The following is a 26390-nucleotide window of genomic DNA, read 5'->3' on the forward strand; positions in this document are numbered from 1 at the left end:
TGTCCTAAACATGTTATATGAACGAGAGAACTGGATGAAACACAACTATCACGTGTTTGATCTGGTTCTTTTTATGTTTTGAAAACTCATTTTTTCTTTCGGATACCTTGACATATGAATAACCATTCATTTATAATCAGTTATGAAGAGATATTCATATGTTAAAGCGAGGAGGTCATTAAAATGAAAAGTTACAGATTAGAAGGTTTAGACTGTGCGAACTGTGCGATGAAAATCGAAAAAGGAGTCCAGCAGATCGATGGAGTCAAGGAAGCAACGGTAAATTTCACTTCTGGAAAACTAACGATTGACGTAGAGGAAGACCGATTAGCTGCGGTTGAACAGGAAACAAAAAAAGTAGTGAGGGAATTAGAACCAGATGTCAAGGTAACAGAAATAGACAAGGAAAAAGTATCTGAACATGGAAATGAAAAAGAGAGAAACACGCTGATCCGGATTTTATTTTCACTTGCAGGTATCGCTGTCTTGCTATTATTTGATTTTAATGAACCAGTTCGTTTGATAGGGTATTTATTGATTTATCTGCTGATAGGATATGATGTAGTGAAAAAAGCGGTGATGAATATCGTCAAAGGACAAATCTTTGATGAAAATTTCCTCATGTCTGTTGCTACAATCGGCGCTATGTTGATCGGTGAATATCCAGAAGCCGTAGCAGTGATGCTATTTTATCAAATCGGCGAATATTTCCAAGGATTGGCAGTCAATCATTCAAGAAAATCGATTCGTGAACTGATGGCTATCCGTCCAGAAACAGCGCACATACAGACAGCAGAAGAATTGATGACCGTGAATCCTGAAGATGTGCAGATTGGTCAGTATGTACTTGTTAAGCCTGGTGAACGTGTACCGTTAGATGGAACGATCATCGAAGGAGAATCATTAGTTGATACATCCGCACTTACAGGTGAATCCGTTCCTAAATCTGTATATGTTGGCGAAACAGTATTAAGTGGATTTATCAATAAAAATAAACCATTTTTAGTTCAAGTAGAAAAATCCTATGAAAATTCTACCATCAGTAAATTATTAGAATTAGTAGAAAATGCCAGCAGCAAAAAAGCACCAGCTGAAAATTTCATTACCAAATTCGCGCGATATTATACACCAGTCGTTGTAGGGCTGGCCGTCTTATTGGCTGTTTTACCTCCAATAGTTTCTGGAGCGGCGTTTTCTGAATGGATCTATCGGTCGTTGACATTTTTAGTGATCTCATGTCCATGTGCATTAGTGATTTCCGTACCACTTAGTTTCTTTGGTGGGATCGGAGGAGCAAGTAAAATTGGTGTATTAATAAAAGGTTCAAATTATTTGGAATTGCTTGCACAAACTGAGACAGTGGTATTCGATAAAACTGGCACATTAACGAAGGGCGACTTTTCGATCCAGACGATCGATCCAACAGGAATTGATCCAAAGAAATTTATGCAATATGTTGCAAGTGCAGAACAGTTTTCTACACATCCGATTGCGCAATCCGTTTTAGAAGGTTACGAAGGTCCGCTTTTACCGGCAACAAATATCCAAGAATTTGCAGGTGAAGGGATCTTAGCTGAAGTTGACAGCAAACAAATATTAGTAGGTAATCACAAATTGATGGAAAGGTTTGAAATCTCTTTTCCTTCAAGTCAAGAAATCGGTACATTGCTTTATATAGCAATCAACCAAAGTTATAGTGGTTATCTTGTCATTGCGGATACCTTGAAAGAAGATGCTGTAGACGCATTGGTTCAACTAAAACAGGCTGGTGTCAAGCACACAGTCATGTTGACAGGTGACTCGAAAAAAATCGCTGATCATATCGGGAAGCAAGTTGGCGTGGACAAGATATACAGTGAACTACTCCCAGAAGATAAAGTACAGCGGTTAGAGGAAATCTTACAAAGAAGCAATAAAAAGACTGCCTTTGTCGGAGACGGAATCAACGATGCACCGGTGCTAGCAAGAGCAGATGTAGGGATCGCAATGGGTGGATTAGGAAGCGATGCTGCAATTGAAGCAGCAGATGTAGTCATCATGAACGATCAACCATCGAAGATTGCAGATGCGATCCGGTTAGCAAAGAAAACATTGAAGATCGTCAAGCAGAACATTGTTTTTGCTATTGGGATAAAAATATTGGTACTTGCCTTAGGTGCTTTTGGTTTTGCAACAATGGGAGATGCAGTATTTGCAGATGTCGGGGTAACAGTCCTAGCTGTTTTGAATGCCATGCGAAGCTTACATGTAAAAAATAAATATTGACCAGTAGAGAGGACGAATGAACGTCCTCTTTTTTTATACCTTTTTCTTAATAAAAGAATACAAAGAAAATGGCTAAGATTATAAAATAACTGATGTTTTTAATTTTGCAGAAAATTCAAAATTGCTTTAAATACAATAAAATCAATGAAATCAAAGAAAACAACTCCTTTTTTTGATGGAAAAAATATGAAAAAATGATGTGTATTAAATAAAAGAATACACACATAAAATAACGCTGTCTTGTAAGTTTGTTAAAAATTGAATATGATTACATTTGGTTAACAAATTTTTATTATAAAGGAGAGAACGAATGAACAATAAACAATTACGCTGGTTCACTGTTGCGTTAATTGCATTCAACATGGTTTGGGGCATGGGGAATGTAGTTAATAACTATGCCCAGCAAGGAGTATCAGTTGTCACCTCTTGGCTATTGATTCTAGCCATTTATTTCATTCCATACGCATTGATCGTTGGACAATTAGGATCAGCCTTCAAGGATAGTAAAGGAGGCGTCAGTTCATGGGTCGAAAATACGACATCCAATAAACGGCTGGCATATTATGCTGCTTGGACTTACTGGGTCGTGCATATTCCTTATTTGGCACAAAAACCTCAAGCCATCCTGATTGCAGGGGGTTGGGCGGTCCAAGGAAACGGAAATATCGTAAATACGATGTCAGTCCAAATGGTAGCAGTTATTTCACTTATTATATTTCTTGCCTTTTTATATTTATCAACAAAAGGACTTTCTACGTTGAAAGTGATCGGCGGATTAGCCGGAACAGCGATGTTCGTTATGTCGATCCTATTTATTCTTTTAGCAGTAACGGCACCGTTCATCAACCCAACGATGGAATTTGCCACACCGCATATGAATCAAGTGAAAACATATATTCCAACCTTTGACTTCAGTTATTTCACAACCGTCTCTATGTTAGTGTTTGCAGTTGGAGGAGCGGAAAAAATATCCCCTTATGTCAACTCTACAAGAAACCCTGCAAAAGAATTTCCTAAAGGGATGATTTTCTTAGCAGCAATGGTAGGGATTTGTGCTGTATTAGGTTCAGTCGCAATGGGCATGCTGTTTGCTAGCGATAATATCCCTAAAGACTTGATGGCAAATGGGGCATACAGTGCTTTTCAAATTTTAGGTAATTACTATGGTATCGGTAACTCATTGATGATTATTTACGCATTGACAAATATGATCGGGCAAATCTCCGCATTAGCCTTTTCAATCGATGCACCGTTAAAAATCTTGTTAGCAGATGCAGATCCAGAATTCGTACCAAACTGGCTACGTAAACGTAGTCATAAAGGTACATTAGTAAACGGCTATCTTTTGACAGGTATCCTAGTAGGAATCATTATTTTGCTGCCAATCTTCGGTATCAAAGATATGAATGAATTAGTTAAATGGTTGACGAACTTGAACTCAGTTGTTATGCCAATGCGTTACCTATGGGTATTCTTGGCGTATATGATGTTGAATAAAGCTTATAAGAAATTCAATTCTGAATATAAATTTGTCAAAAATCCAAAAATCGGGTTTATCTTCGGTGCTTGGTGCTTTGCCTTCACTGCGTTCGCCTGTATCTTAGGAATGGTACCAAAAGTAGATTATACTGCGGATCCTAAAGCATGGTGGTTCCAGCTATTCACGAATATCATCACACCAATCGTCTTGATCTTATTAGGCATGATCTTGCCGGCCATCGCTCGTCGAGACAAAAATAAAGAAATCACTGAGCCAGAAACTGTGGTTCAGCCTTAAAATAAAATTACTTCTTGCAAGAGTTGGCGTGTAGAGCCAACTCTTGTTTTTTTGTGGCGTTATAAATGGTATGATCGAACCAAATTCCAAAGAGAAGTGAGGGAGGAAAATGAAGATCATCGTGATTGGACAAAGTGGGTCGGGAAAATCGACCCTCGCAAGGAATATCAAAGAAATTACGGGCTTTCCGCTACTGCCGCTAGACCTTTTATGGCATACAACAGATTACAGTATTCAGGCAAAACAGTGGTTTTTGCAAGAACAACAAACGTTTATGGTATCTAATCCGTCATGGATCGTTGAAGGAAATTATACTTCTACGTTAGAAGAGAGAATCAAAGAAGCAGATAAAATCATTTGGCTTAAAGTGCCGCGTTATGTCGCCATCTACCGAGTAGTTTGGCGTTCTTTAAAAAGAAAGATAAACAAAAAAACACGGCCAGATATGCCTGAAGCATTTACAGAGAAACTAAATAGGGAATACGTAGAATTTTTATCTTTTATCTGGCATTTTGAAGAAAACAATGAACCGAAAATACAGCAGCTGATCCAAGAAAACCATGCACAAAACAAACTGATCATCCTTAAAACAAGAGGGGAAAAACAAGAATTTTTAACTAAATTGAAAATAGAGAGCAAAAATAATTGACAGTTTTTGTTTACAAGTGTAATCTGTATTCATAAGTTATTGATTACATTTGTAAACGAAAGGTGTGAAATAAATGGAGAAAGTCAAAACGCCGGTAAAAATCAGCGATTCAGAATGGGAGATCATGCGGGTTATTTGGACACTTGGACAGACGACTGCTCAAGAAATCACGCAGATCTTAGCTGATTCGATGGATTGGAAACCAGCAACGATCAAAACTTTGTTGGGACGTTTGGTAAAAAAAGAAGTGATCTGGACAGAACAAGAAGGAAAAAAATTCATTTATCATCCAGCTGTCTCAGAGATGGAAACAGTTCGTAGTGCGACGGAAAATCTTTTTTCCCATATCTGTGCAAAAAGGATTGGAGAGACGATTGCGGATCTAGTAGAAGAAGCTACTTTGACTCAAGAAGATATCAATGAAATCTTGAAACAATTAGAACAAAAGCAACCAGTCGAAACAATCGAATGTAACTGTATCCCAGGTCAATGTGAATGTAAACAACATCAATAGGAGGAAGAAAAAATGAAACAACAATTTTCAATCGAAGGTATGAGCTGCAATCATTGTGTTGCAAGAGTCGAAGAAGCGGTAAGCGCACTTGACGGCGTACAGAAAGTAAAAGTGAACTTGAAAAAAGCAAACGGTACAGTCAAGTTTGATGAAACAAAAGTCCAATCCGAAAAGATCTGTCAAGCAATCAATGGATTGGGATATAAAGCAGAGGTGATTTGATGGCAGCAGCAGAAACCAAAATGGACACATTCGTCATTACAGGTATGACTTGTGCAAATTGTTCTGCTAGGATCGAAAAAGAGCTGAACGGACAACCTGGTGTTGTCAATGCCACAGTCAACTTGGCCACTGAAAAAGCAAGTGTCAAATATGAAGGGACGACCACTGAAAAATTAATCCAAAGCGTAGAGAATATCGGCTATGGTGCGATTTTGTACGATGAAGCCCATAAACAAAAAATTGCGGAAGAAAAGCAAGCATATTTGAAAAAAATGCTATTCGATCTTGTATTGAGTACGATTTTGACTTTGCCATTGATGCTGTCAATGATTGCCATGATGTTGGGGAGCCATGCGGCAATTGTTCACTTTTTTCATCTGCCAATCGTTCAGTTAGTTCTGTCTACACCTGTCCAATTTTATGTTGGTGCTCGTTTTTATAAAGGGGCATATCATGCAATCAAGACGAAAGCACCAAATATGGATGTACTGGTAGCAATCGGAACATCAGCTGCTTTTGCATTGAGCATTTACAACGGATTTTTCCGTGGACATCCCCAAGATCTTTATTTTGAAAGCAGCAGTATGATCATCACGTTGATTTTGCTCGGCAAATATTTGGAACATACAGCAAAAACGAAAACAGGTAATGCAATCAAACAATTGATGTCTCTTCAAACAAAAACAGCTCAAGTAATAAGAAACGGTAAAGAAGAAACGTTAGCGATTGAAGAAGTCGTCGTTGGCGATCAGCTAGTCATCCGTCCTGGTGAGCAGATCCCAGCAGATGGTCGAATCATTTCAGGAAGTAGTGCGATCGATGAAAGTATGCTTACTGGCGAAAGTCTTCCTGTAGAAAAGAATCCAGATGACACACTCTTTGGCGGAACAATCAATACGAATGGTCTGCTTCATATGGCAGTCACACAAGTTGATAAGCAGACAGTTTTAGCTCAAATCATCCAAATGGTGGAAGACGCTCAAGGAAGCAAAGCACCAATTCAAAAAATCGCGGATCGAATCTCAGGAATTTTTGTTCCGATCGTTTTAGTCATTGCATTCATCACGCTAGTGGCGACAGGATTGATCACGGGTGATTGGCAACTTGCATTGATCCATAGTGTCTCTGTATTAGTCATTGCGTGTCCATGTGCATTAGGTTTAGCAACTCCAACAGCTATCATGGTAGGAACGGGTGTTGGCGCACGAAACGGAATCTTAATTAAAGGCGGAGAAGCATTAGAAGCAGCTGCTCACTTAGACAGCATTGTTTTGGATAAAACTGGAACGATTACAGAAGGAAAGCCCAAAGTTACAGATCTAGTCGGTTCTAAAGAAGTCCTATCTATTTTTTATACTTTAGAACAAGCTTCTGAACATCCACTAGGTAAAGCAATCGTGGAATACGGAAAACTGCAAGAAGCAGCAACATACGATATGATTGATTTTACAGCTCATCCAGGTGCTGGAATCAGCGGTACGATTAACGGAGTACGCTATTTTGCGGGTACACGTAAACGATTAATTGAATTGAACCTATCATTTGATGAATACCAAGAACACGCGTTAGAATTAGAACAGCAGGGAAAAACAGTCATGTTTTTAGCTGATGAAAAGCAAGTGATCGGGCTGATTGCCGTGGCAGATCAAATCAAACAAGAAGCCAAACAAGCAATCAAGCAGTTACAGGATAAAGGATTAGATGTCTTTATGCTGACAGGAGACAACAAACTGGCAGCCGAAACGATCGGTAAACAAGTGGGTATTGATCCAATGCACATCTTTGCCGAAGTACTTCCAGAGGATAAAGCAGCCTATGTGGAAAAACTGCAGAAAGATGGCAAAAAAGTCGGTATGGCAGGTGATGGAATCAATGATGCGCCAGCTCTCGCATTAGCTGATGTTGGTATGGCAATGGGAAGTGGAACGGACATCGCGATGGAAACAGCAGATGTAACGCTGATGAATAGTAGTTTGGCGTCCATTGCTCAAACAATCGAGTTGTCTAGAATGACATTGAGAAAAATCAAACAAAATCTTTTCTGGGCTTTTGTCTATAATACGATTGGCATTCCTTTTGCTGCATTAGGCTTTTTGAATCCAATCATTGCAGGAGGAGCGATGGCGTTTAGTTCCGTCAGTGTATTGTTGAACTCCCTGAGCTTAAATCGGCACATGAAAAAGTAAGAGAAGGGATGGAGTAAAAATGAACGGGAACGATATGGAGAAAAAACAGGAGCATAAAAAAGAAGCAGGAAACAAAGAAAGTGCTCATTCAAACGAAAAACAGATGGAGATGAAGCATGACCATAGCCAGATGGACCATTCAATGCATATGGGACATAACCATGGAGATATAGCGGACAGCAAAGAAATGGACCATTCGATGCACATGGATCACGAACATGGCGGTATGGACCATTCGATGCACATGGATCATGAACATGGCGGTATGGATCATTCCATGCACATGGGGAATTTCAAACAAAAATTTTGGCTATCGCTTATCCTAGCTATCCCAGTCATTCTTTTTTCACCGATGATGGGAATGGAATTTCCCTTCCAAATAACATTTCCTGGTTCGGATTGGCTCGTACTGATCTTAGCAACTATACTATTTATCTATGGCGGACAGCCATTTTTAAGCGGAGCAAAAATGGAATTGAAACAAAAAAGTCCTGCTATGATGACGCTGATCGCGATGGGGATTACAGTTGCATATATTTATAGTGTCTATTCGTTTATCGCGAATCTGATCAATCCTCATACGCACGTCATGGATTTCTTCTGGGAATTAGCTACATTGATCGTCATTATGTTGCTAGGTCACTGGATCGAAATGAACGCTGTTTCGAATGCCAGCAATGCTTTACAAAAACTAGCAGAATTACTGCCAGAATCAGTGAAACGCTTGACGAAAGAAGGAAAAGAAGAGACAGTCTCACTAAAAGAAGTAAAGGAAGGCGATCATTTGATCGTCCGTTCCGGTGACAAAATGCCAACAGATGGTGTTATCTTGAAAGGTGAAACAATCGTTGACGAATCAGCTGTGACTGGCGAATCAAAAGGAATCAAAAAACGAGCCAATGACAAAGTAATCGGCGGTTCTATCAATGGGGATGGAACGATCGAAATCGAAGTAACTGGAACTGGTGAAAATGGGTATCTAGCGAAGGTTATGGAAATGGTGCGAAAAGCACAAGGAGAAAAATCCAAGCTAGAGTCATTATCAGACAAAGTGGCAAAATGGCTGTTTTATGTTGCCTTAATTGTCGGTATCTTGGCATTTATCGCATGGCTGTTCTTGACAGATCTTCCTAATGCATTGGAACGTATGGTCACTGTCTTTATCATCGCCTGTCCCCATGCTCTAGGTTTAGCTATCCCATTAGTTGTTGCTCGTTCCACATCGATCGCCGCTAAAAACGGATTGCTTTTGAAAAACCGCAACGCACTAGAGCAAGCCAATGATCTAGATGTGATCATGCTGGACAAAACCGGGACACTGACAGAAGGAAAATTTACGGTAACGGGTGTCGAAGTTCTTGATGATGCGTTCAATAAAAATGAAATCCTTCAATATTTAGGAGCATTGGAAGCGAATGCCAATCATCCATTGGCTGTTGGCATTATGAATTATTTGAAAGAACATGAAATCAAGCCTTATCAAGCCGAAAATCTAAAAAATCTTTCAGGAGTTGGGATAGAGGCAACAGTCAAAAACCAACAAGTGAAAATAGTTAATGAAAAAGAAGTTGAGCGTCTCGGATTAAACGTAGAACAAGCATTATTGAAACCTTACCAAGAACAAGGGAATACCATCAGCTTCCTGATTTTAGAAAATCATCTAGCTGCAATCGTTGCTTTAGGTGACGTAGTAAAAACAGAAGCAAAAGAGTTTATCCGAACATTGAAGGAAAGAAAAATCACTCCAGTCATGCTTACTGGCGACAATAAAAATGCTGCTCAAGCAGTAGCAGATTATTTAGGAATCGAAGAATATTACGGCGGTTTATTACCAGATGATAAAGAAGCTGTTGTCCAGAAATATCTTGACCAAGGGAAAAAAGTAATCATGGTGGGTGATGGGATCAATGATGCGCCAAGTTTAGCCCGTGCTTCTATTGGGATGGCAATAGGTGCAGGAACAGATATCGCGATCGATTCTGCGGATGTCGTCTTGACAAACAGCGATCCAAAAGATATTTTGCATTTCCTTGATTTAGCTAAGCAAACGCGAAAGAAAATGATCCAGAACCTCTGGTGGGGAGCAGGGTACAATATTCTCGCAATCCCACTAGCAGCCGGAATACTTGCACCAATTGGTATCCTATTAAGTCCAGCAGTTGGTGCTGTCTTGATGTCGTTAAGTACGGTAGTCGTAGCGCTGAATGCTTTGACATTGAAAATCAAATAATAATGAAAAAAGGTTGTGACAAAAAACGTGTCACAACCTTTTTTTACGAATAATCGATGCTCAATCAGCTGGTTCTCGGCATTCCAGAAGTAGATTCTCCAGGAATTTTATCTTATTTTTTGAAGCTGCTCCCTTTTGTCATAACCTTTTTGTATACCATTTTTCTTATTATATGCGTTAGTTCTAAATAGGTTTTTTTATCGAATTTTACCGGATTTGCTTGTCGCCCATATATTTCAGCTTCATATTGAGCAGTTAATCGAATGAAACGTTGATCTAGATTGAATGTTTGTTCTATTCGTTGGCTGTATGCCTGCAAAGATTCTGCGAGGGTGCGCGGTACCAGTGTTTCCAAATGGTGGAGAAGTTTTTGATACGCAACCGCATTAGTAGAAGCAAAAAAATGAAGATAGATAAGATAACTTGTCCAGCGCAGAGATTTTCTAAATAACAATAGAAAGAACAACAAGACGGATAAACACACCCCAAGGCTGAATAAGACGATTTTATAAGACGGTGTGAGCGTCGTGTTATCTGACGAAATAGTCGCAGGTCTCTCACTGGTAATAGTTTCTGCTATATTTTCGCTTTCTTTTGGTTGTTCTTCAGCAGATTGGACGGTTTCTGTTGTTTCAGCGGCTGGTTGTGAAACAGTTGGATTGGCAAATGAAGGGGTTGGTTCAAATGGAAGCCAGCCAAACCCAGGAAAGTACACCTCTGGCTAAGAATGAGCATGACTATTGAGAATGCTGTATTCCTCATTTCCTTGCTCATCTGTACCTGTTCTAATCCCATCCGTAAAACCTTTTGTCCACCGAGCAGGGATGCCTAGTGTGCGAAGAAGGACGACCATAGAAGTTGAAAAGTTGTCACAATAGCCGACTTTTGAATCGAAGAGGAAATAATCTACATAATCGCGTTCTTTAGGCGTATGTCCGGTATCCGTTTTGGAATAGCGAAAACTCCCGCTTGTTTTCAAATACTGTTCGACAGCTTCGACTTTACGAATTAAAGTTGCTTCATTTTTGGTCAATTCGATCGCCAAGTCCTCAATCCGTTGAGGCAACCCTTTCGGCAACTGAAGATTTGTCTGTTGATTTTCTAAATCATCGGCCGCTAACTGACTGCTTTTTAATTCTTCTCTCGTAAAAGCTAATCTTTCTGTTTGTAAGGACGCCAATCGCGTCGATTCATTCGGGACAGGGATGAATCGTTGGCTTTCAGGCAAATAGTAAAGCGTTTGTCCACTGGCTAATGAAAAATCAGTCAAGGTAGTATTTCCATAAGGATAAGGTAAGAAAGCTTGGTTTTTTAGCGTCAATGTAATGTTTTCTTTTTCTTCCATAACTGTTTGGTAGCTTGTGATATCAACAGGAAATTCTTGGATTGGTTGGATGGGTGCATCCGGATCTTCTACCCATCCAGAACCGGTGTAATGATTCTTATTTTCTATCTTCCAATAGCCGTTTACTTTCTGGTTCGCTGTAAAAACAACTTCACCATTATCATACAATGGACCACCAAGTTGTTCATCATTTTCACTGAAACCCGTTCTGGCACTTCCGGTTAATTGGTACTCATGGAGTGTATCATAAAGCCCTTCATCATTAAGATATTCTCGGATCGGTTCACTCGTTTCCTCAAGAGATTGGTGTACTTTTGGGAGATATAAAGGCAAGATGGCGCTGAAAGTGAACAAACAAATAAGCAGGATCGTAGTAAACGACTGGAATCGAGCGTTTCCCGACAACAATCGGATGGCGAAAAATTGCCTTGCTGCCAAATATACGCATAAAACAGCTACTACCGCAATCATTTCGTACAATAGTTCTTTTTCCCGAAAAACGGTAAGCATCATGAAGTAAGCCATCAACGCAAGAAAGGGTGCATACCAATAGTCGTAATCCACGGTCAAAGTAATAAATAAATAGATCAACAACAATATGAGAAAAAAAGCTGTCTTTTCTGGTAAATAATGAAGTTTACCTTGGGATAGATGGAAGAATTCCTCTGTAACTGACGAAAAAAACTGTACGACCCATAATAAAGAAAATGTCTTTGAAGGAAAATAGGCAAACAAACAGCCAATCATTACTGGCAAAGAAAGTAGCAATCGTACCCATTTTTTAGAAATACAGCAGACAATAAGACATAGGATACCAATAGTTAGGATAAGAGGGGAGCTGTTTTGCAATTGATTAGCTGCTACAAATATCGGAGCACCTACACTTAGTATCATAAAGGAGTAAACGCCGCGCAGGTATTTTTCCCATTTAATCGTCAATCCATTCACCTCCTGGCAATGAACATACCTTGTCTTTTTCTTGGATCATGATTTGTTTTTCTGCGAAATAAACAAGATAGACCGTCCGATCTTTCGACAATGTTTCGACAGCTTCTGAGACTTCAGGAGAATGCGCAGGAATAAAGAGGACGATTTGTTTTTTTGCCTGTTTTTTCAAGTGTGCCAAAAAAGTTTTCTCATCTCCAGCGTTCAAAGAAGCAAAATAGGTATATCCAGGATCTTTGCCATGAAAGGTACGGTCGCCTAATATCAGAAGTTCCGGCTGCTTTTCTTTTCTCAGATGCCATAAAGAAAAATACAAATCTAGCAGATGGTCAAATTTCAAGCTAGGTGAACCCCAAAAGCAAAGAAGCGGAGAATATTCTTCTTCTTGATACTCGTATTCGCGGTATAACCACTCTTGACTATGAGCAGACAATTTCCAATCGATTCGGTTAAAAGAATCGCCGGGGCGATAAGAGCGATGTTCTCGAAAATCAAGACCTTTTTGATACACGTTCAGCTGTTGTTTTTTTTCCAGAACTCTCTGCAATGTTTCTGCTTGAGTCTTATGAAAAGCTGGAAGAACAGTCACAGGAAAAGAAAGCTCTCTTCTTGTCCTTTTTCTAAAAAGTCCTAGACTATCATAGGCTGTAAAAATGACGGTTAATGCTTCATGGAACCCTCTCTCTTTTGGTTGCCAAAGTACTTGGACTTCTTGCGGTTTATTTGTAAGGATCAATATTTCTTGTTTTTTTTCTGTAAAGATCTCTGGAAAGACGATCTGTAAACGAGGGAGAGGGAAAGAAAAAGCTCTCTTTTTGGCTATAGAAAAAATAACCTGTATACTTTTTTTACGATAAACGACTGGCTGGACTGTGCAAGTAACAGAAAGTTTCTTTAGAAAGGTGCTTAATGAAAACACACTCCATGATACATAAAGAGTAAAAAAGGCCAATAAGAACCACCCTAAAGAATTGTTGAATACAAGAGCAAAAAAGACAATGACGAAATATATCAGAAATAACACAAAATTAATGAAATAATCTTTGGCTTTTTCCATTATCTACCTCACGGGAATTGGGATCTGTGCAACAAGGGTATGGATCATTTGTGTCTTTTCGTCTTCCTTCAATGAACGATCGTAAAAAATCAAGCGGTGAGAAAAAACGAAAGGAACTAACTCCTGCAAATCTTTGGGCGTGACATAATTTCTCCCATGGATCAACGCATAGGCTTTTGCTGCCTGAATAAAGGCAAGGCTTCCTCGTGGACTGATGCCAAGCTGGATAGCAGAGTGGGTTCTTGTTGCGGATACTAACTGCAAGGCATAAGATGCCACTTCTGGACTGACAAAGACATTCGCCACACTTGTTTTTATTTCTTCTATTTCTTGACTGTTCAAGACGACCTTCAAATTATTCAACACTTTTTCAAATTTATCCAAAAGTAGCAGAAGTTCGTCGTCAAAAGAAGGATAACCAATTTGTAGTCGGAATAAAAAACGATCGAGCTGTGCTTCCGGCAAAGGATATGTTCCTTCATACTCGATTGGATTTTGTGTAGCTAAGACAAAAAAATGATTGTCTAGGGGGTATGTATTGTTGTCGATCGTTGCATGATTCTCTGCCATTGCTTCTAAAAGTGCTGACTGAGTGCGAGGAGTCGTACGATTGATTTCATCTGCTAACAAGATCGTTGTAAAGATTGGCCCCGGACGAAATTCAAACTCTTTTGATTGTGAGTTATAGACAGAAAAGCCTAAAATATCACTAGGAAGAAGATCGGGTGTGCATTGGACTCTGCTAAAGGTTCCTTGCACAGCCTTTGCTAGTGCTTTGACTAGTAATGTTTTACCTACACCGGGAATATCTTCGAACAAGACATGACCACCTGCTAGCAGGGCAACAATCATCAATTGGATAGTGGAACGTTTACCGATGACCGCTTTTTCTAATTCTTGTATCAACTGATCGATTTTTTGTTTGGATTCTTCGATTTTAGCTTCCATTTTCACATCACCTTCTCATGAAATCACTATTTATTTTAATTGTAATGGAAGGGGATACATCCTACAAGCAAAGTGATTTTATTATGTTTTTTTAAAGTACATTCGTTTTAAAATGAGAATACAATTAAATTAAGTAAAATAAAAAATAATGAGAGAAATTTGCGTAATTAAGTAAATAGAAAGGGACTTTTTATCTTTTTAGAAAAGAGCCCTTTCTGATCAAACAATATGTTTAGAAACTAGGTGAGAGATGATCAATGAGATGGCAAAAACTATTATCAAAAAATGCACAGAATTTATTTTCACTAATCAACCTAATGAAAGATCTGATCTGGCGAAAAACGGATTTAGCTGAAGAACTGAAAATCGATGTCAAAACAGTTGATCGGCATCTAAAACGTTTGGCAGAAAGCGACTGTCCAATCCAACTGATTCTTCATAAGAAAACCGTTCAGTTAGTTTATGATCAAGGATATAGCGAACCTTACCTCCTTTTTGTTTTTCTGATCCAATCACCACCTTTTTGTCTACTGAAAAATCTGCTATTGAATGAACCTTATGAACAGGAGTATGATCGTTCGACACAAGAGCGGTTGAGAAAATGGTTTGGTGAGTATCACCTTTCATTTTCTTATAAAAAAGCGCGGATCTTTGGTTCAGAAAGAAAAATACGGTACCTGCTATTTTGTTTCTTGAAAGATTTCTCCCATTTTTTTGCAGACGATGGAGAGCAATCCTTTTCAGAGACATTCATCCAATTATTGAAGCAACGAAAGGATCCGGCAGAAATCGAGATTTTAGGAGACAGTCGAACCCTTTTCTTTGAGTTGTTTCCAGAATTGCTTTTTAGAGAAGAGCAGATTTTGCCAATAAAAGAAAAAAATTATCTAGCGATTTTGCGCTTGAGCTGTAATCAGATTACTGAAAAACGGTGGGAACGGATAGAAGAGACACAAGACTATCGGAAATTGACGATCGTAACTGAAAAGCTTGACTCGCTGTTTTGGCTGAATAGTGAGTTTGAAAGTGGAAATAAGTCAAAACTGACAAAAGTACTTTACCAAGAATGGCTTCGTTATGTGATTGGTATCCATGACCGACTGGTGGAAGAAGAAGTTCGTTATTATCAGGAAACATTAGAAAAGTTTCCTAATTCCAAAGATAAACTCTATCAATTTCGTCTAGCAATCCAACAAGCACTTGCACACCCCGCAGTTGAATGGGGAATGCTTTTACTTAAGACACTCCAAGAACGGGGGTATTTAGATGTCCATCCTCCTGAAGTGAAAATCGTCTTTTTTTTTCGTTATGAACATCAGGAAGCAAGAAGACTTGCCGGGGTACTGAACAAAACCCTAAGACATCGAAAACGGATCTCGATCCATGTTTGCACTCGAAATAAGCCACCTCGTTATGCAGATCTAGTGATTACGGATCATTTTTTTCCATTAGACCATAATGAAGATCAAAAAACGTATCTGTACCATCCTTCATTTGGTATTGAAAGACTACTTACGGATATCAATTACTGGTTAGGGAAAAACTGATAAAACCTTTGGAAAACAGATCAAAACAAGTCAGTCTATGCTATAATAAAAAGCGATTAGTAAAGGAGGAAATCCATTGGAATTAAAGAAATTAGAAGTTCCCACATCTTCGATCACAGAAGTGAAACGATCGCCGATGGATGTATTTGCTCAAGCGCGAGACGCGGGAACTGGCGTATATATATTTAATCGGGAAAAAGTAGCTGGTGTGATGCTGACCCAAGAACAATACGAAACGCTCTTGCAAGAACTAGATGTCCTTCGTCAAACAGTGAAAGAGGAACTGAAAGAACCAAAGGAAAAAGAAATACATGAAGAATCTGTCAATAAAACAGCTTCCGTCGTATCCAATGCTGAAGGGATGGAAGAGTTGGCTCAAACATTACAGCACTCGCTTATTACGGGTGTGACGATTACAGCAAAAAATCTAGATGAACGAATGGTCGCACTTGGTTTTATTACGAAAAAAACCGGATTTGGCGGGGTCGTGGATATGCTCAGCGAATTGATGAAAACCGGGAAAATCAATTACCAGCTAAGAAGAAAACCGCAAAATCGGACCATCATCGCTGAAATCATAGGGGAGCAAAACAGTCAGTCCCAATTGATGGATAAGATCATTATCAAAAAAATTTTTCTACATGAATTATAAGAAAACCCTATATGTACAAAAAGAAGAAAAACAGCTTCTCTTTGTACATATAGGGTTTGTTTTTTTAGGGATGCCGTGCTTTTTTATAAGATAAGGCTACAGCCCATAACGATCCAAGGATTTGTGGAATTAAGTAAATGCCAGCTAGAATCAAAATCAGTTGGGTCGGTTTTAAAGGATGATAAAAGTACCGCCATTCAGCAAAATTGACGCAAAACAAATAGGAAGTGACAGTAGATATAATATTGGCGATAAATAAAGATAAAATACGCCTGCTTTTTTGGAAATAATACCCAGCAAAAAGAGATAAAAATATCAACGTGATGAATCCGCTTACGGAATGATAATGGAAATCAAGCAGTAAAGCGAAATGCACATAAGGAACAAAAGATAAAAGCAATGGAAGATTCTTCCAACACGTTTTTATCATATTTTGTCACCACCTAACAAGTGTTATTATTTTGTTAGTTTTATTGTAAATTGAATCATATAATAATCAATTACTTTTTCATTATTTCTAGATTAAATGAATAAACTCTCATGCCATTATCTCTAAAAAAAAAGTTTTTCCCCCTAATTTTTTTAGATAGAAAATTGTATAGTATGATGAAAGAAAAATTGGTTTGGGGGAACATTGATGAGAAGAAAAGCAGTAATCGATCGGCTTTATTTATTTTTTTGGTTTTTTCCTATCGTTTTGCTACCTTTTACATGGGTAAATGCTGTTGTGCAAGGGGCCGAGATATTAGGGCTGATCCAAGGAAGTGGATTTGTGGTTTCTAGAAATTTTCCAGCTTTGACTGTTTTTTACTTAGTGATAAGTGTAGGTCTATTACTGCCAAAATCTCTGATCAATCATTATAATTGGCAGCTGCTTTATTTTTCTTGTTTACTCATATTTACATCTATGTTTTCCTTGTTGCCTCGCATGATCATCGGTCCTAATGGTTTGAGCGAGAGCGGACTGAAGGATTCAGCATATCCCTCCATGTATTTCTTGACCATTAAACCGTGTTTCTATTTAGTCATTGTCTCATTTATTCTTGCGACATTCTTTTACTTCTGGACAGAGATCCGGATAAAAAGTGAACGATCTGTATCTATAAAAAATAACCGTTGATGGTGGATCATCGGTAACAAGCATATGAGCGGCGTAAAACGCCTGTTTCTCATATGCTTTTTTATTCTCGTGTAAAGATTCTAAAAAACGTTTACATGATTTTTACATAACTTAACTATATTTTTACAGCAACCATACGAGGGATTTACAGTCGACTGATAAACTTTAGTTGTAAATAAGAAAGGAGCAATAAAATGAAAAAAGTATTGTTTACTCTAGGTATGATGGGAATTCTTTTAGCCGGATGCGGCTCAGGATCAGGAAATACAGATGGCTCTGCCACACAAAATAATTCAAGTGACTCAAATGAACAAGTAAAAATCGTTGCGGTAGGTTCGACAGCATTGCAGCCTTTGGTCGATGCAGCGCAAGAAAGCTTTGTACAAGAAAATCCGAATTATCAAATCTCTGTACAAGGAGGAGGAAGCGGAACTGGTTTGAGCCAAGTCGAAGCTGGAGCAGTTACTATCGGAAACTCTGATGTATTTGCAGAAGAAAGAGACGGGATCGATGCCTCTAAACTAGTGGATCATAAAGTAGCAGTAGTTGGGATGGCACCCATCGTCAACAAAGATACAGGTGTCAAAGATATCACAAAACAGGAATTGATTGATATCTTTACAGGAAAAATCACTAATTGGAATGAAGTTGGCGGGAAAGATCAAAAGATCAACGTTGTGAATCGTGCAAACGGCAGCGGTACCCGTGCGACATTTGAAAAATGGGGATTAGATGGTGCCACACCTATACAGTCCCAAGAACAAGACTCATCAGGAACTGTTCGGCAGCTTGTAAGTCAAACACCAGGAGCAATCAGCTATTTAGCCTTCTCATATCTCGATGATTCCACACAAGCACTAAGTATCGACGGTGTAGAACCAAAAGAAGAGAATGTAGCAGATAACAGCTGGAAAATCTGGTCCTATGAACATATGTACACGAACGGAAAACCTTCCCCTGAAGTCCAAAAATTCTTAGACTACATGATGACAGAAGAAATCCAAGAAGGACCTGTCAAAGAATTGGGCTATTTACCAATCACAATGATGAAAGTAGAACGTGACCACGAAGGAAATATCAAATAACTAGCAGATAAATATGCTACAGTTATCGTGACTATCAAGGAAAAATCAACTATGTTTCCCCGCATATAGATTTTTCCTATAATTGAGAAAAAGAGCGACGACATAGAACTGTCGTCTCTCTTTTTTTGCTATATGACAGGAATGAAAGGTGTATGCAAGCTTAATAAGAGGAACACTTTTCATATCTGTTCTATACTGGATAGGAGAAGTTTGTAAATATCCAGAAAACGAAATTGATCGAGGTAGCCACATGAAGAATAAATGGACAAATCGAAGTAAAAAAAAGAAAAGAACACAAAAATCATCTGACAAAGTTATCCGTCTTTTTCCCTCGTACAAAGAAGGATTGACAGCAGAACAAGTCAAGGAACGAATAGAAAAAGGTGCAGCAAACGATTCAGTCGATCCCACATTCAAAACAAACCAACAAATTATATTGGAAAATATTTTTACGTATTTCAATTTGATCTTTCTTATCTTAGCCATTTTGCTTTGCCTAGTAGAATCTTATAAAAACTTGACCTTTTTACCAGTTATCATAGCCAATACAGGAATCGCTGTCTTTCAGGAAATTCGATCCAAAAAAATCTTGGATGAATTGAATGTATTGAATACAGCAAAAGTCAATGTCATAAGAGAGGGGATAGAGCAAACAGTAGCTATAGAAAACCTTGTATTAGATGACATTGTTATTCTAGAGACTGGACATCAGATTCCAGCAGATGCAGAGGTCGTGGAAGGAAAACTGCAAGTCAACGAGGCTTTATTAACAGGTGAAGCAGATGAGATAACCAAAGAAATAGGTGATCTATTGATGTCCGGCAGTTTCGTTGTTTCCGGAAAAGCTTACGCCCGATTAGACAAAGTCGGAGCGGATTCGTATATTTCCCAATTGACAGTCAAAGCCAAGACAATGGGAGAAGGAGAGCAGTCGGAGATGATTGCTTCTCTTAATCAATTGATCAAATGGATTGGGATCATCATTATTCCTATCGGTATTCTGCTTTTTTCTCAAAGTTACTTTTTTAATGGAAACACGATGAAAGAAAGTGTCGTCGCAATGGAAGCAGCATTGATCGGTATGATACCTGAAGGACTGTACTTGCTAACGACGATCGCATTAGCATTAAGTGCGACTAAACTAGCAAAGCAAAGAGTTCTTTTACACAATATGAAAAGCATTGAGACATTGGCAAGAGTAAATGTCCTTTGTGTAGATAAAACAGGAACGATCACAGAAAACAAAATGTCTGTCCAAAAAGTGATTGTCTCTAAAAAACAAGAAATAATCAGCCAATCAGATCAACTGGAAGAGCGCATTGCTGACTATGCAAAAGCGATGGCAGGAGACAATGCAACAATGGAAGCCGTCAAAGAATACTTTACAAAAACCACTGATCAATCCTATCACCAGGTCATTCCTTTTTCTTCTGTCCAAAAATTCAGCAGTGTAGCGTTGGAAGACAAGGTGTATGTTTTAGGAGCACCCGAAATGGTTTTGCGAGATCAGTTGCCGGAATATGCGGAAGAGTTTGTTTCTTTTGCTGAAAAAGGCTATCGCGTGTTGGTCTTTGGTGTGTACGATGGGATTCTTGAAGAACCAGTATTGACGGAGGCAGTCACACCATTAGGCTATATCCTGATCGCTAATCCTATCAGAAAAGAAGCAAGAGCCACATTCGATTACTTCAAAAAACAGCAAGTAGCCATCAAAGTGATTTCTGGAGATAATCCGCTCACCGTATCTAATGTAGCTGTCCAAGCAGGGATTTCACATGCTGATCAGTACATTGATGCGTCTAAATTATCAGAAGAAGAATATGAAGCAGCTGTCGAAAAATATACAGTTTTTGGACGCGTCAAGCCAGAACAAAAGAAAATCTTCGTTCAATTACTAAAGCGTAACAATACAGTAGCTATGACAGGTGATGGCGTGAATGACATTCTAGCCATGAAAGAAGCAGACTGCAGTGTAGCGATGGCTTCTGGCAATGAAGCCGCCATGCAGGCCTCACAAGTGGTCTTGCTTGATTCTGACTTTTCACGCATGCCGGAAGTTGTTGCAGAAGGACGGCGCGTCGTGAACAATATTGAGAGATCAGCCAGCTTGTTTTTAGTGAAGAATATTTTTTCCTTTTTGCTTTCGCTGTTTTCAGTCATCTTTGCTTTGACCTATCCTTTAGAACCATCACAGATCACATTGATTAGTTTGTTTACGATCGGACTCCCATCTTTCTTGCTTGCTCTAGAAGAAAACAAAAAGCGAATCAAAGGGAAATTCATCATGAATGTGATGGAAAAGGCTGTGCCAGGTGGACTGACAGATATGATCGTAGTCGGTGCGTTGGTGATCTGCGGGGTGACTTTGAATCTAAATAAAACAGATGTTTCTACAGCATCTACTATACTTTTGATTGCAGTAGGATTTCTCGTTCTCTATAAAATCTGTTCACCGCTGAATAAATTCAGAAGTCAGATCATTCTTTTCTGTGCTAGCGGTATCTTTTTTTCGGTGGTTTTTTTGCATAAACTGTTTTCAATCACCGGTATCTCAGCTGTATCGCTTTTGCTGTTGAGCATTCTATTTTTCTCGGCAGATTCGATCTTTAGGCATTTGACTACATTGGTAGAATATTTGTTTGAACGTAAAAATGAAAAAGAGCCGGAGATAATAAATAAATTGCCTCGGTTCCTTCGATTATTCAAAAGAAATAAATGACTAATAAGATAAAAGAAGCTTAAAAAATACATTAACCAAAAAATTGTATTTTCTAAGCTTCTTTCTGTATAAAAAACAAAGCAAATTTTTATCTAGAACTTATAGAAAACCAATTAAATCTTTACTTCAGGTGTCCTATAATCATTTTGAAAGCGTTTTTTATAAAATTGGGAGGGATGCTTCAAATGAAAAATAGAAGATTGCTTCAATTTAGTTTATTTTTAGGTGTACTGTATGGGGTTTTTTTATCCGTTTCCATTGATGCTTGTACGACGGTTTTAGTAGGAAAAAATGCTTCAGTAGATGGATCAACGATGATTGCTAGAAATGAAGATCTGAACACGGCTTGGTCCAAACACTTTGTTGTCAGAAAAGAAAATACGAATCCTTCACATTTTGTATCAAAAGGGAATGGATTTACCCTTGATCTTCCGAAAGAACAGCTGAAGTACACAGCGACCCCAGAATGGGATACGTCAGAAGGATTATTTGAAGAAGATGGTATCAATAGCAAGAACGTTGCAATGAGCGCTACTGAATCAGCTACGACAAAGGAAGAGATATTGAAAAAAGATCCATATACTGCGCATGGTATCGCAGAAGACTCTATGTTGACAGTGACCCTTCCTTATATTGATTCAGCAAGAGCAGGAGTAGAACGATTAGGAAAAATCGTTGCTAAGCAAGGAGCTGCGGAGACAAATGGTGTGATTTTCTCTGATAAAAATGAAATCTGGTATATGGAGATACTTAGTGGTCATCAGTGGGCAGCTGTCAAAGTTCCAGATGACTGTTATGCAGTTATTCCTAATATGTTGTCAATTGATTCATTTGATTTGAAGGACAAAGATTCTTATCTTTGTTCAGCAGATTTAGAATCTTTTTTAGAAAAGAATCAACTGATAAATACGAAACGGGATATTTCTTTAAGAGACATATTTGCAGATAAGTCAAAGGATGAAAAATACAATCTTCCTAGGATATGGGATGCACAGAGAAAACTGACACCTTCAAAGAAACAAAAAATAACAGACCGTTCATTTGAGATGTTCATCAAACCAGATAAACCTATTTCAATTGCAGAAACAGCTTATATCATGACATTACACTTTAATGGTACTGAATATGATACCATCGAAGGGACAAAGCCAGATAAGTATCGTCCAATCTCTGTGCCGAATACGATGGAATCTCATATTCTACAGATAAGAAACAATGTACCAGAAGAAATCAGTGGTATCCATTGGTTAGCGTTGGGGATTCCTGATACAAGCAATTATATACCATTTTATAGCAATATAAGCGAGACACCCGAAGCTTATCAAAAAGGAACAGATATGCCAGATGATATTTCTGCTTACTGGACATATCGGTTGACGAACATCTTGACGAAGCCATACTATAGTGATTTCAAGAAAAATATTACTTTACCAACTCGCCAAAAAGTTCGAGACCATCTATCGAAAGAGTTAGCAAGTACAGACCAACAAGCAAGAGAATTAATAGTAAATCATCCCGAAAAATTAACGGATTATTTGAATCAAAAAACACAAAGTTTTGCTGATTATGCTATAGATGCTTATCAGAAAATGAACCAGGAGCTGATTGTGAAGATGTCAGAAAAGACAGCTACACATCATGACAAAGATTTATAACATGTGGCTCAGCGTTTTTAGCTAATAAAAAGCCTGCTTTTCAGCGTAGTAGATGATCGTTAGACATCTAAACATTGCTGCAAGCAGGCCTTATTTAATTGCTTTTCGGAATGGTAACGGTGAAAGTCGAGCCTGTTCCAAGATGACTGTCTACAGTAATCGTCCCATGAAGGAGTTGCACGTAGTCTTTTACAATCGCTAACCCTAGTCCGGTCCCACCTGAATGCCGGCTTCGCGCCTTGTCTACACGGTAAAAACGCTCAAAGATCCGTTCCTGATCCTCAATGTCGATACCTATACCAAAGTCTTGGACAGAAAACGATAATTCATCTGTTGCCTGATAACGGATAATGATCTCGCTGTCGTTTTTTGAATATTGGACAGCATTTTCAATCAGGTTTTTGAGGATTGGATAAAGGATATCTGTTTTAGTAGTAAATGGTTCGTTCTTTCCAATCAATCGAATCGTCAACCGTTTCTTTTCGATGATTGGCTGATAATTTTGAACGATTTGGTGGAAATAAGGTTCTGTATAAATCGTCTGGATTTCGTAAGAATTCTCACCGTCTTTTGACAGCTGGATGATTTCCCGAATCAATTTATCTAACCGAATCGCATCTTTTTGCATGATCTCAAGAAAAGAAGTCAGAGTTTGCGGGTCATATTTTGCACCATCCAATAAAGTCTCGGTAAAACCAATCAATGAAGTCACAGGAGTTTTTAATTCGTGAGAGACGTTGCCAACGAAATCCTTTTGTAGCTTTTCTAAACGTCGCACTTTCGTTAAGTCATACGCTACCCCTAGAATCTGTCCGGTACCTTCTGAATTAGTAAAGTAGCGCAAACTCAAGTCTAATGTCTGTCGTCCTTCAGTGATGGTGATCTCCTGATGGATCAGCGGATGCTCAGGAGTCACTTGGTGAATCAGCTGAATGAGTTTTGGCTCTTGGATGACTTCTGTGTACCGTTGTTCAGGTTCATAGCTGGTCACATTTAAATGCAACTGCATCTTTGGATTAAGCAGTAGTAAACGAGAATCAGCATCATCAATCAGGAATACGCCTATCATCAGTTCGTTTAATAATGTGTACAATTGTTCTTCTGTTGTAGTATACGCTCGATACATCTTACTCATTTGTTCGCTCAGCGCATTGATCGTCTGATACAATTCCTCCCATTGGTCAGGTATCTGCATGATTACTTCTGCTTGGTTTGGATTTTGTACCATTTTTCTAAGAACAGGCAGGACAGTTTTCAAAGGCTGATTTTTTTGGTAGATCAGGTAATAGATCATTCCTGCAAGAACAAGGAAGAAAGACAGAAAGAAGAAAAAGACCCAACGGCGAAAACTTTCCGTTCTCGGTAAAAATCCGCTTGTCGGTTCTGCGATACGTAAAATGGCTTCTAACTGGCCTCCTTTTTTGACTGGTAATGCGACGTATAAAAGATCCTCATTCAAAGTAGTACTTTTGCGCAAAGCGCTACCTAGGTTCCCACCATTCAATACAGCTTTTATTTCTGGACGAGAACTTCGCTGTTCATTCAATGTTTCATTGTTTGTGTCAAATAAGATTTTTCCAGTAGCATCCATTAAAGTGATCCGTTCGTTCGACTGATGGACGAATTCTTCCAAAGCAGTTTTGTTTTGCGCCGCTTGGAGGTTTTCGACATCTAATTGCCGGATCAGTAGTTGTGCTTTTTTTGTCAGGTAGCTTTCTTGCTGTTCGACGATCTGTTGTTGGAAATAATGGGAGATCAATTGCCAACCACCAAAAAATAAACTAATCAAAAGAATAAGAAAGAAGAGACGTTCATAAACTTTTTTCCATTTCATCGTTTTGGTTCCTGAAACTTATAGCCAAATCCTCTAACAGTCACCAAGTACTTTGGATGTTTTGGATCTCGCTCGATTTTTTCTCGCAAATGACTAACGTGCACATCTACGATTCGGCTTTGTCCTGCGAAGTCAAAATTCCAAATGCGGTCTAGCAATGTGTCGCGATCGATCACACGGTCTTTTCGTTTCATGAAATAAACGAGTAATTCAAATTCTTTCGGTGTGAGTTCAATCAGATGATCGTCTACGGTGACTTGATAATTGGTCAAATCAGCAGTGATTTGTCCAATCGATAGATATTCAGGTTCAGCTTCATCTTTTGATTGCTTACGAGGTTCGATCCGTCTGAATATGGCTTTCATACGGGCTAATACTTCACGTGGACTAAATGGTTTGGTCAAATAGTCGTCAGCACCTATCTCCAGACCAATGATCCGATCCACTTGATCATCTTTAGCCGTCAGCATCAAAATCGGTGTTTCATTTTTTTCTTGACGCAGCCGCTGAGTGATCTCCATGCCATCCATTGTTGGAAGCATCACATCTAAAATGATGAAATCAAATGATTGTTCTAATGCTAATTCTAATCCTTCGCCTCCATCTGCGGCACTGGTTACCTTATAGCCTTCTTTTTCCAAATTGAACGTCAAGAGCGTCACAATAGAAGGTTCATCATCAACAACTAGTATTTTTTTCATTCAAATCTCCTTTAAATAGGTTTCATTCTGTTTATATTTTAGCATAGAATCAGTACAAGGGGCTATTTTACAAAAGAAATAAATGGTATAATAGGAAGGCACTTTGCTGAATAGAAAGGAAGAGCAGTCAATGATTGGAATCAGTGCATGTTTAGGCGGTCTAGCCTGTCGCTATGATGGACAGAAAAAAGAAGTACCAGAATTGATGGAACTAGTTGAAACTGGCGAAGCTGTCATGGTCTGTCCAGAAGTAATCGGTGGATTGCCAATCCCTAGAGATCCTGCTGAAATCATTGGTGGAAATGGGTTCGATGTGTGGAAAGATCAAGCAAAAGTATGGACGACAAGCGGCGAAGATGTAACGGAAGCGTATAAAAACGGCGCGATCAAAGCATATCAAAAATTGCAGGAAAAACACATTGATCTAGTCATTATGAAGGAAAAAAGCCCTTCATGCGGGACCCATTCGATTTATGATGGAAGCTTTTCCGGAATAACAAAAAATGGCGCCGGAGTGGCCACTGCTTATTTTATTCAGCAAAAAATGACTGTGCTCTCTGATGAAGAATGGCTGAAAACTAGAGGTGAGCAGAATGGAAATCGAAAAGACCAATCGAATGAACGCGCTCTTTGAATTTTATTCGACCTTATTGACAGAAAAACAAATGAACTACATGGAGTTATATTATGCAGATGATTTTTCATTAGGTGAGATCGCGGAAGAATACGAAGTAAGTCGACAAGCAGTATATGACAATATCAAGCGGACAAGCAAGATCTTGGAGGATTATGAAAAAAAACTCCATCTCTTCTCTGATTATATTGTCCGAGAACAGATATTGGAAAAGATGACCGCATATATTACAGATAAGTATCCGGAAGATAAAAAACTGCTTGAATATGTACAGCAAATTCAAGCAATCGAAGAATAAATAAAAG

20 protein-coding genes and 1 pseudogene are annotated in these 26390 nt (G+C 38.7%); 15 read left to right on the top strand and 6 right to left on the bottom strand.

Annotated features, from left to right (window positions below):
- Window positions 1-183: 183 nt before the first annotated feature.
- The 7 genes from IGK53_RS04245 (at window position 184) to copB (ending at window position 9843) form a co-directional block, all read left to right on the top strand.
- Complete coding sequence (locus IGK53_RS04245; RefSeq protein ID WP_002329454.1) at window positions 184-2265, top strand: heavy metal translocating P-type ATPase; 2082 nt, start codon at window positions 184-186, stop codon at window positions 2263-2265.
- A 310-nt stretch (window positions 2266-2575) separates the two neighbouring features.
- Window positions 2576-4042, top strand: a complete 1467-nt coding sequence (locus IGK53_RS04250; RefSeq protein ID WP_002291780.1) for an APC family permease — start codon at window positions 2576-2578, stop codon at window positions 4040-4042.
- Window positions 4043-4151: 109 nt separating this feature from the next.
- Window positions 4152-4691, top strand: coding sequence for a topology modulation protein (locus IGK53_RS04255; RefSeq protein ID WP_137202919.1), 540 nt, complete (start codon window positions 4152-4154; stop codon window positions 4689-4691).
- A 73-nt stretch (window positions 4692-4764) separates the two neighbouring features.
- Complete coding sequence (locus tag IGK53_RS04260; RefSeq protein WP_002291784.1) at window positions 4765-5205, top strand: CopY/TcrY family copper transport repressor; 441 nt, start codon at window positions 4765-4767, stop codon at window positions 5203-5205.
- Between the two features lie 12 nt (window positions 5206-5217).
- Entirely contained in the window at window positions 5218-5427 is a 210-nt protein-coding gene (gene copZ, locus IGK53_RS04265; protein ID WP_002291786.1) for a copper chaperone CopZ, read from the top strand.
- The gene (locus IGK53_RS04270) at window positions 5427-7613 is read left to right on the top strand and encodes a heavy metal translocating P-type ATPase (protein ID WP_002335957.1); all 2187 of its coding nucleotides are present in this window, start codon (window positions 5427-5429) and stop codon (window positions 7611-7613) included. Before copZ ends, IGK53_RS04270 begins: the two co-directional genes overlap by 1 nt.
- Window positions 7614-7632: 19 nt before the next feature.
- Window positions 7633-9843: a copper/silver-translocating P-type ATPase CopB gene (gene copB, locus IGK53_RS04275; protein ID WP_104674572.1), complete on the top strand. Its 2211-nt coding sequence runs from the start codon at window positions 7633-7635 to the stop codon at window positions 9841-9843.
- A gap of 112 nt (window positions 9844-9955) precedes the next feature.
- Here the strand turns inward: copB and IGK53_RS04280 are convergent.
- From IGK53_RS04280 to IGK53_RS04290, 3 genes and pseudogenes are all read right to left on the bottom strand, one after another.
- Window positions 9956-12127 (bottom strand): annotated as a pseudogene (locus IGK53_RS04280) (DUF4129 domain-containing transglutaminase family protein).
- Window positions 12117-13190: a DUF58 domain-containing protein gene (locus IGK53_RS04285; RefSeq protein ID WP_162846246.1), complete on the bottom strand. Its 1074-nt coding sequence runs from the start codon at window positions 13188-13190 to the stop codon at window positions 12117-12119. Before IGK53_RS04285 ends, IGK53_RS04280 begins: the two are co-directional and overlap by 11 nt.
- Before the next feature lie 3 nt (window positions 13191-13193).
- Entirely contained in the window at window positions 13194-14138 is a 945-nt protein-coding gene (locus IGK53_RS04290) for an AAA family ATPase (protein WP_002291623.1), read from the bottom strand.
- Window positions 14139-14395: 257 nt separating this feature from the next.
- On the opposite strand from IGK53_RS04290, the gene IGK53_RS04295 reads away from it, so the two are divergent.
- Window positions 14396-15685: a hypothetical protein gene (locus IGK53_RS04295; protein WP_002329447.1), complete on the top strand. Its 1290-nt coding sequence runs from the start codon at window positions 14396-14398 to the stop codon at window positions 15683-15685.
- A gap of 76 nt (window positions 15686-15761) precedes the next feature.
- Entirely contained in the window at window positions 15762-16337 is a 576-nt protein-coding gene (locus IGK53_RS04300; RefSeq protein ID WP_002291618.1) for a hypothetical protein, read from the top strand.
- A gap of 64 nt (window positions 16338-16401) precedes the next feature.
- Here IGK53_RS04300 and IGK53_RS04305 read toward each other — a convergent pair whose 3' ends face one another.
- A complete protein-coding gene (locus IGK53_RS04305; RefSeq protein WP_002291616.1) occupies window positions 16402-16767 on the bottom strand; it encodes a hypothetical protein in 366 nt (121 codons plus the stop codon).
- A gap of 207 nt (window positions 16768-16974) precedes the next feature.
- Between IGK53_RS04305 and IGK53_RS04310 the strand changes: the two genes are divergently transcribed.
- The 4 genes from IGK53_RS04310 (at window position 16975) to IGK53_RS04325 (ending at window position 22916) form a co-directional block, all read left to right on the top strand.
- A complete protein-coding gene (locus tag IGK53_RS04310; RefSeq protein ID WP_002291615.1) occupies window positions 16975-17457 on the top strand; it encodes a hypothetical protein in 483 nt (160 codons plus the stop codon).
- A gap of 194 nt (window positions 17458-17651) precedes the next feature.
- Window positions 17652-18542 carry a phosphate ABC transporter substrate-binding protein PstS family protein gene (locus IGK53_RS04315; protein WP_002291614.1) on the top strand — a complete coding sequence of 297 codons (891 nt, stop codon included), beginning with the start codon at window positions 17652-17654 and terminating at the stop codon, window positions 18540-18542.
- Between the two features lie 250 nt (window positions 18543-18792).
- Window positions 18793-21261: a cation-translocating P-type ATPase gene (locus tag IGK53_RS04320; RefSeq protein ID WP_104674571.1), complete on the top strand. Its 2469-nt coding sequence runs from the start codon at window positions 18793-18795 to the stop codon at window positions 21259-21261.
- 185 nt (window positions 21262-21446) lie between these two features.
- The gene (locus tag IGK53_RS04325; protein ID WP_104674570.1) at window positions 21447-22916 is read left to right on the top strand and encodes a C69 family dipeptidase; all 1470 of its coding nucleotides are present in this window, start codon (window positions 21447-21449) and stop codon (window positions 22914-22916) included.
- 94 nt (window positions 22917-23010) lie between these two features.
- On the opposite strand, the gene IGK53_RS04330 is transcribed toward IGK53_RS04325, so the two are convergent.
- The gene (locus IGK53_RS04330) at window positions 23011-24750 is read right to left on the bottom strand and encodes an ATP-binding protein (protein WP_137202921.1); all 1740 of its coding nucleotides are present in this window, start codon (window positions 24748-24750) and stop codon (window positions 23011-23013) included.
- Complete coding sequence (locus tag IGK53_RS04335; protein ID WP_002291606.1) at window positions 24747-25451, bottom strand: response regulator transcription factor; 705 nt, start codon at window positions 25449-25451, stop codon at window positions 24747-24749. The genes IGK53_RS04330 and IGK53_RS04335 overlap by 4 nt, the downstream gene beginning before the upstream one ends.
- A 130-nt stretch (window positions 25452-25581) precedes the next feature.
- On the opposite strand from IGK53_RS04335, the gene IGK53_RS04340 reads away from it, so the two are divergent.
- Together IGK53_RS04340 and IGK53_RS04345 are read left to right on the top strand one after the other, a co-directional pair.
- A complete protein-coding gene (locus tag IGK53_RS04340) occupies window positions 25582-26085 on the top strand; it encodes a DUF523 domain-containing protein (RefSeq protein ID WP_002291604.1) in 504 nt (167 codons plus the stop codon).
- Complete coding sequence (locus IGK53_RS04345) at window positions 26045-26383, top strand: putative DNA-binding protein (RefSeq protein WP_002291603.1); 339 nt, start codon at window positions 26045-26047, stop codon at window positions 26381-26383. Before IGK53_RS04340 ends, IGK53_RS04345 begins: the two co-directional genes overlap by 41 nt.
- The last annotated feature ends 7 nt before the right edge of the window (window positions 26384-26390 follow it).

The organism is Enterococcus sp. DIV1224 (genome assembly GCF_050555455.1).
GTDB classification, from domain to species: domain Bacteria; phylum Bacillota; class Bacilli; order Lactobacillales; family Enterococcaceae; genus Enterococcus_B; species Enterococcus_B lactis.

Bases quoted from the DNA above. Each gene is read 5' to 3' on its own strand.
- IGK53_RS04260 (WP_002291784.1), top strand. From the start codon at position 4,765: ATGGAGAAAGTCAAAACGCCGGTAAAAATCAGCGATTCAGAATGGGAG.
- IGK53_RS04285 (WP_162846246.1), bottom strand. From the start codon at position 13,190: ATGGAAAAAGCCAAAGATTATTTCATTAATTTTGTGTTATTTCTGATA.
- IGK53_RS04270 (WP_002335957.1), top strand. From the start codon at position 5,427: ATGGCAGCAGCAGAAACCAAAATGGACACATTCGTCATTACAGGTATG.
- IGK53_RS04250 (WP_002291780.1), top strand. From the start codon at position 2,576: ATGAACAATAAACAATTACGCTGGTTCACTGTTGCGTTAATTGCATTC.
- IGK53_RS04245 (WP_002329454.1), top strand. From the start codon at position 184: ATGAAAAGTTACAGATTAGAAGGTTTAGACTGTGCGAACTGTGCGATG.
- IGK53_RS04290 (WP_002291623.1), bottom strand. From the start codon at position 14,138: ATGGAAGCTAAAATCGAAGAATCCAAACAAAAAATCGATCAGTTGATA.
- IGK53_RS04320 (WP_104674571.1), top strand. From the start codon at position 18,793: ATGAAGAATAAATGGACAAATCGAAGTAAAAAAAAGAAAAGAACACAA.
- IGK53_RS04255 (WP_137202919.1), top strand. From the start codon at position 4,152: ATGAAGATCATCGTGATTGGACAAAGTGGGTCGGGAAAATCGACCCTC.
- IGK53_RS04305 (WP_002291616.1), bottom strand. From the start codon at position 16,767: ATGATAAAAACGTGTTGGAAGAATCTTCCATTGCTTTTATCTTTTGTT.
- IGK53_RS04325 (WP_104674570.1), top strand. From the start codon at position 21,447: ATGAAAAATAGAAGATTGCTTCAATTTAGTTTATTTTTAGGTGTACTG.
- copB (WP_104674572.1), top strand. From the start codon at position 7,633: ATGAACGGGAACGATATGGAGAAAAAACAGGAGCATAAAAAAGAAGCA.
- IGK53_RS04345 (WP_002291603.1), top strand. From the start codon at position 26,045: ATGGAAATCGAAAAGACCAATCGAATGAACGCGCTCTTTGAATTTTAT.
- IGK53_RS04295 (WP_002329447.1), top strand. From the start codon at position 14,396: ATGAGATGGCAAAAACTATTATCAAAAAATGCACAGAATTTATTTTCA.
- IGK53_RS04315 (WP_002291614.1), top strand. From the start codon at position 17,652: ATGAAAAAAGTATTGTTTACTCTAGGTATGATGGGAATTCTTTTAGCC.
- copZ (WP_002291786.1), top strand. From the start codon at position 5,218: ATGAAACAACAATTTTCAATCGAAGGTATGAGCTGCAATCATTGTGTT.
- IGK53_RS04340 (WP_002291604.1), top strand. From the start codon at position 25,582: ATGATTGGAATCAGTGCATGTTTAGGCGGTCTAGCCTGTCGCTATGAT.
- IGK53_RS04335 (WP_002291606.1), bottom strand. From the start codon at position 25,451: ATGAAAAAAATACTAGTTGTTGATGATGAACCTTCTATTGTGACGCTC.
- IGK53_RS04330 (WP_137202921.1), bottom strand. From the start codon at position 24,750: ATGAAATGGAAAAAAGTTTATGAACGTCTCTTCTTTCTTATTCTTTTG.
- IGK53_RS04310 (WP_002291615.1), top strand. From the start codon at position 16,975: ATGAGAAGAAAAGCAGTAATCGATCGGCTTTATTTATTTTTTTGGTTT.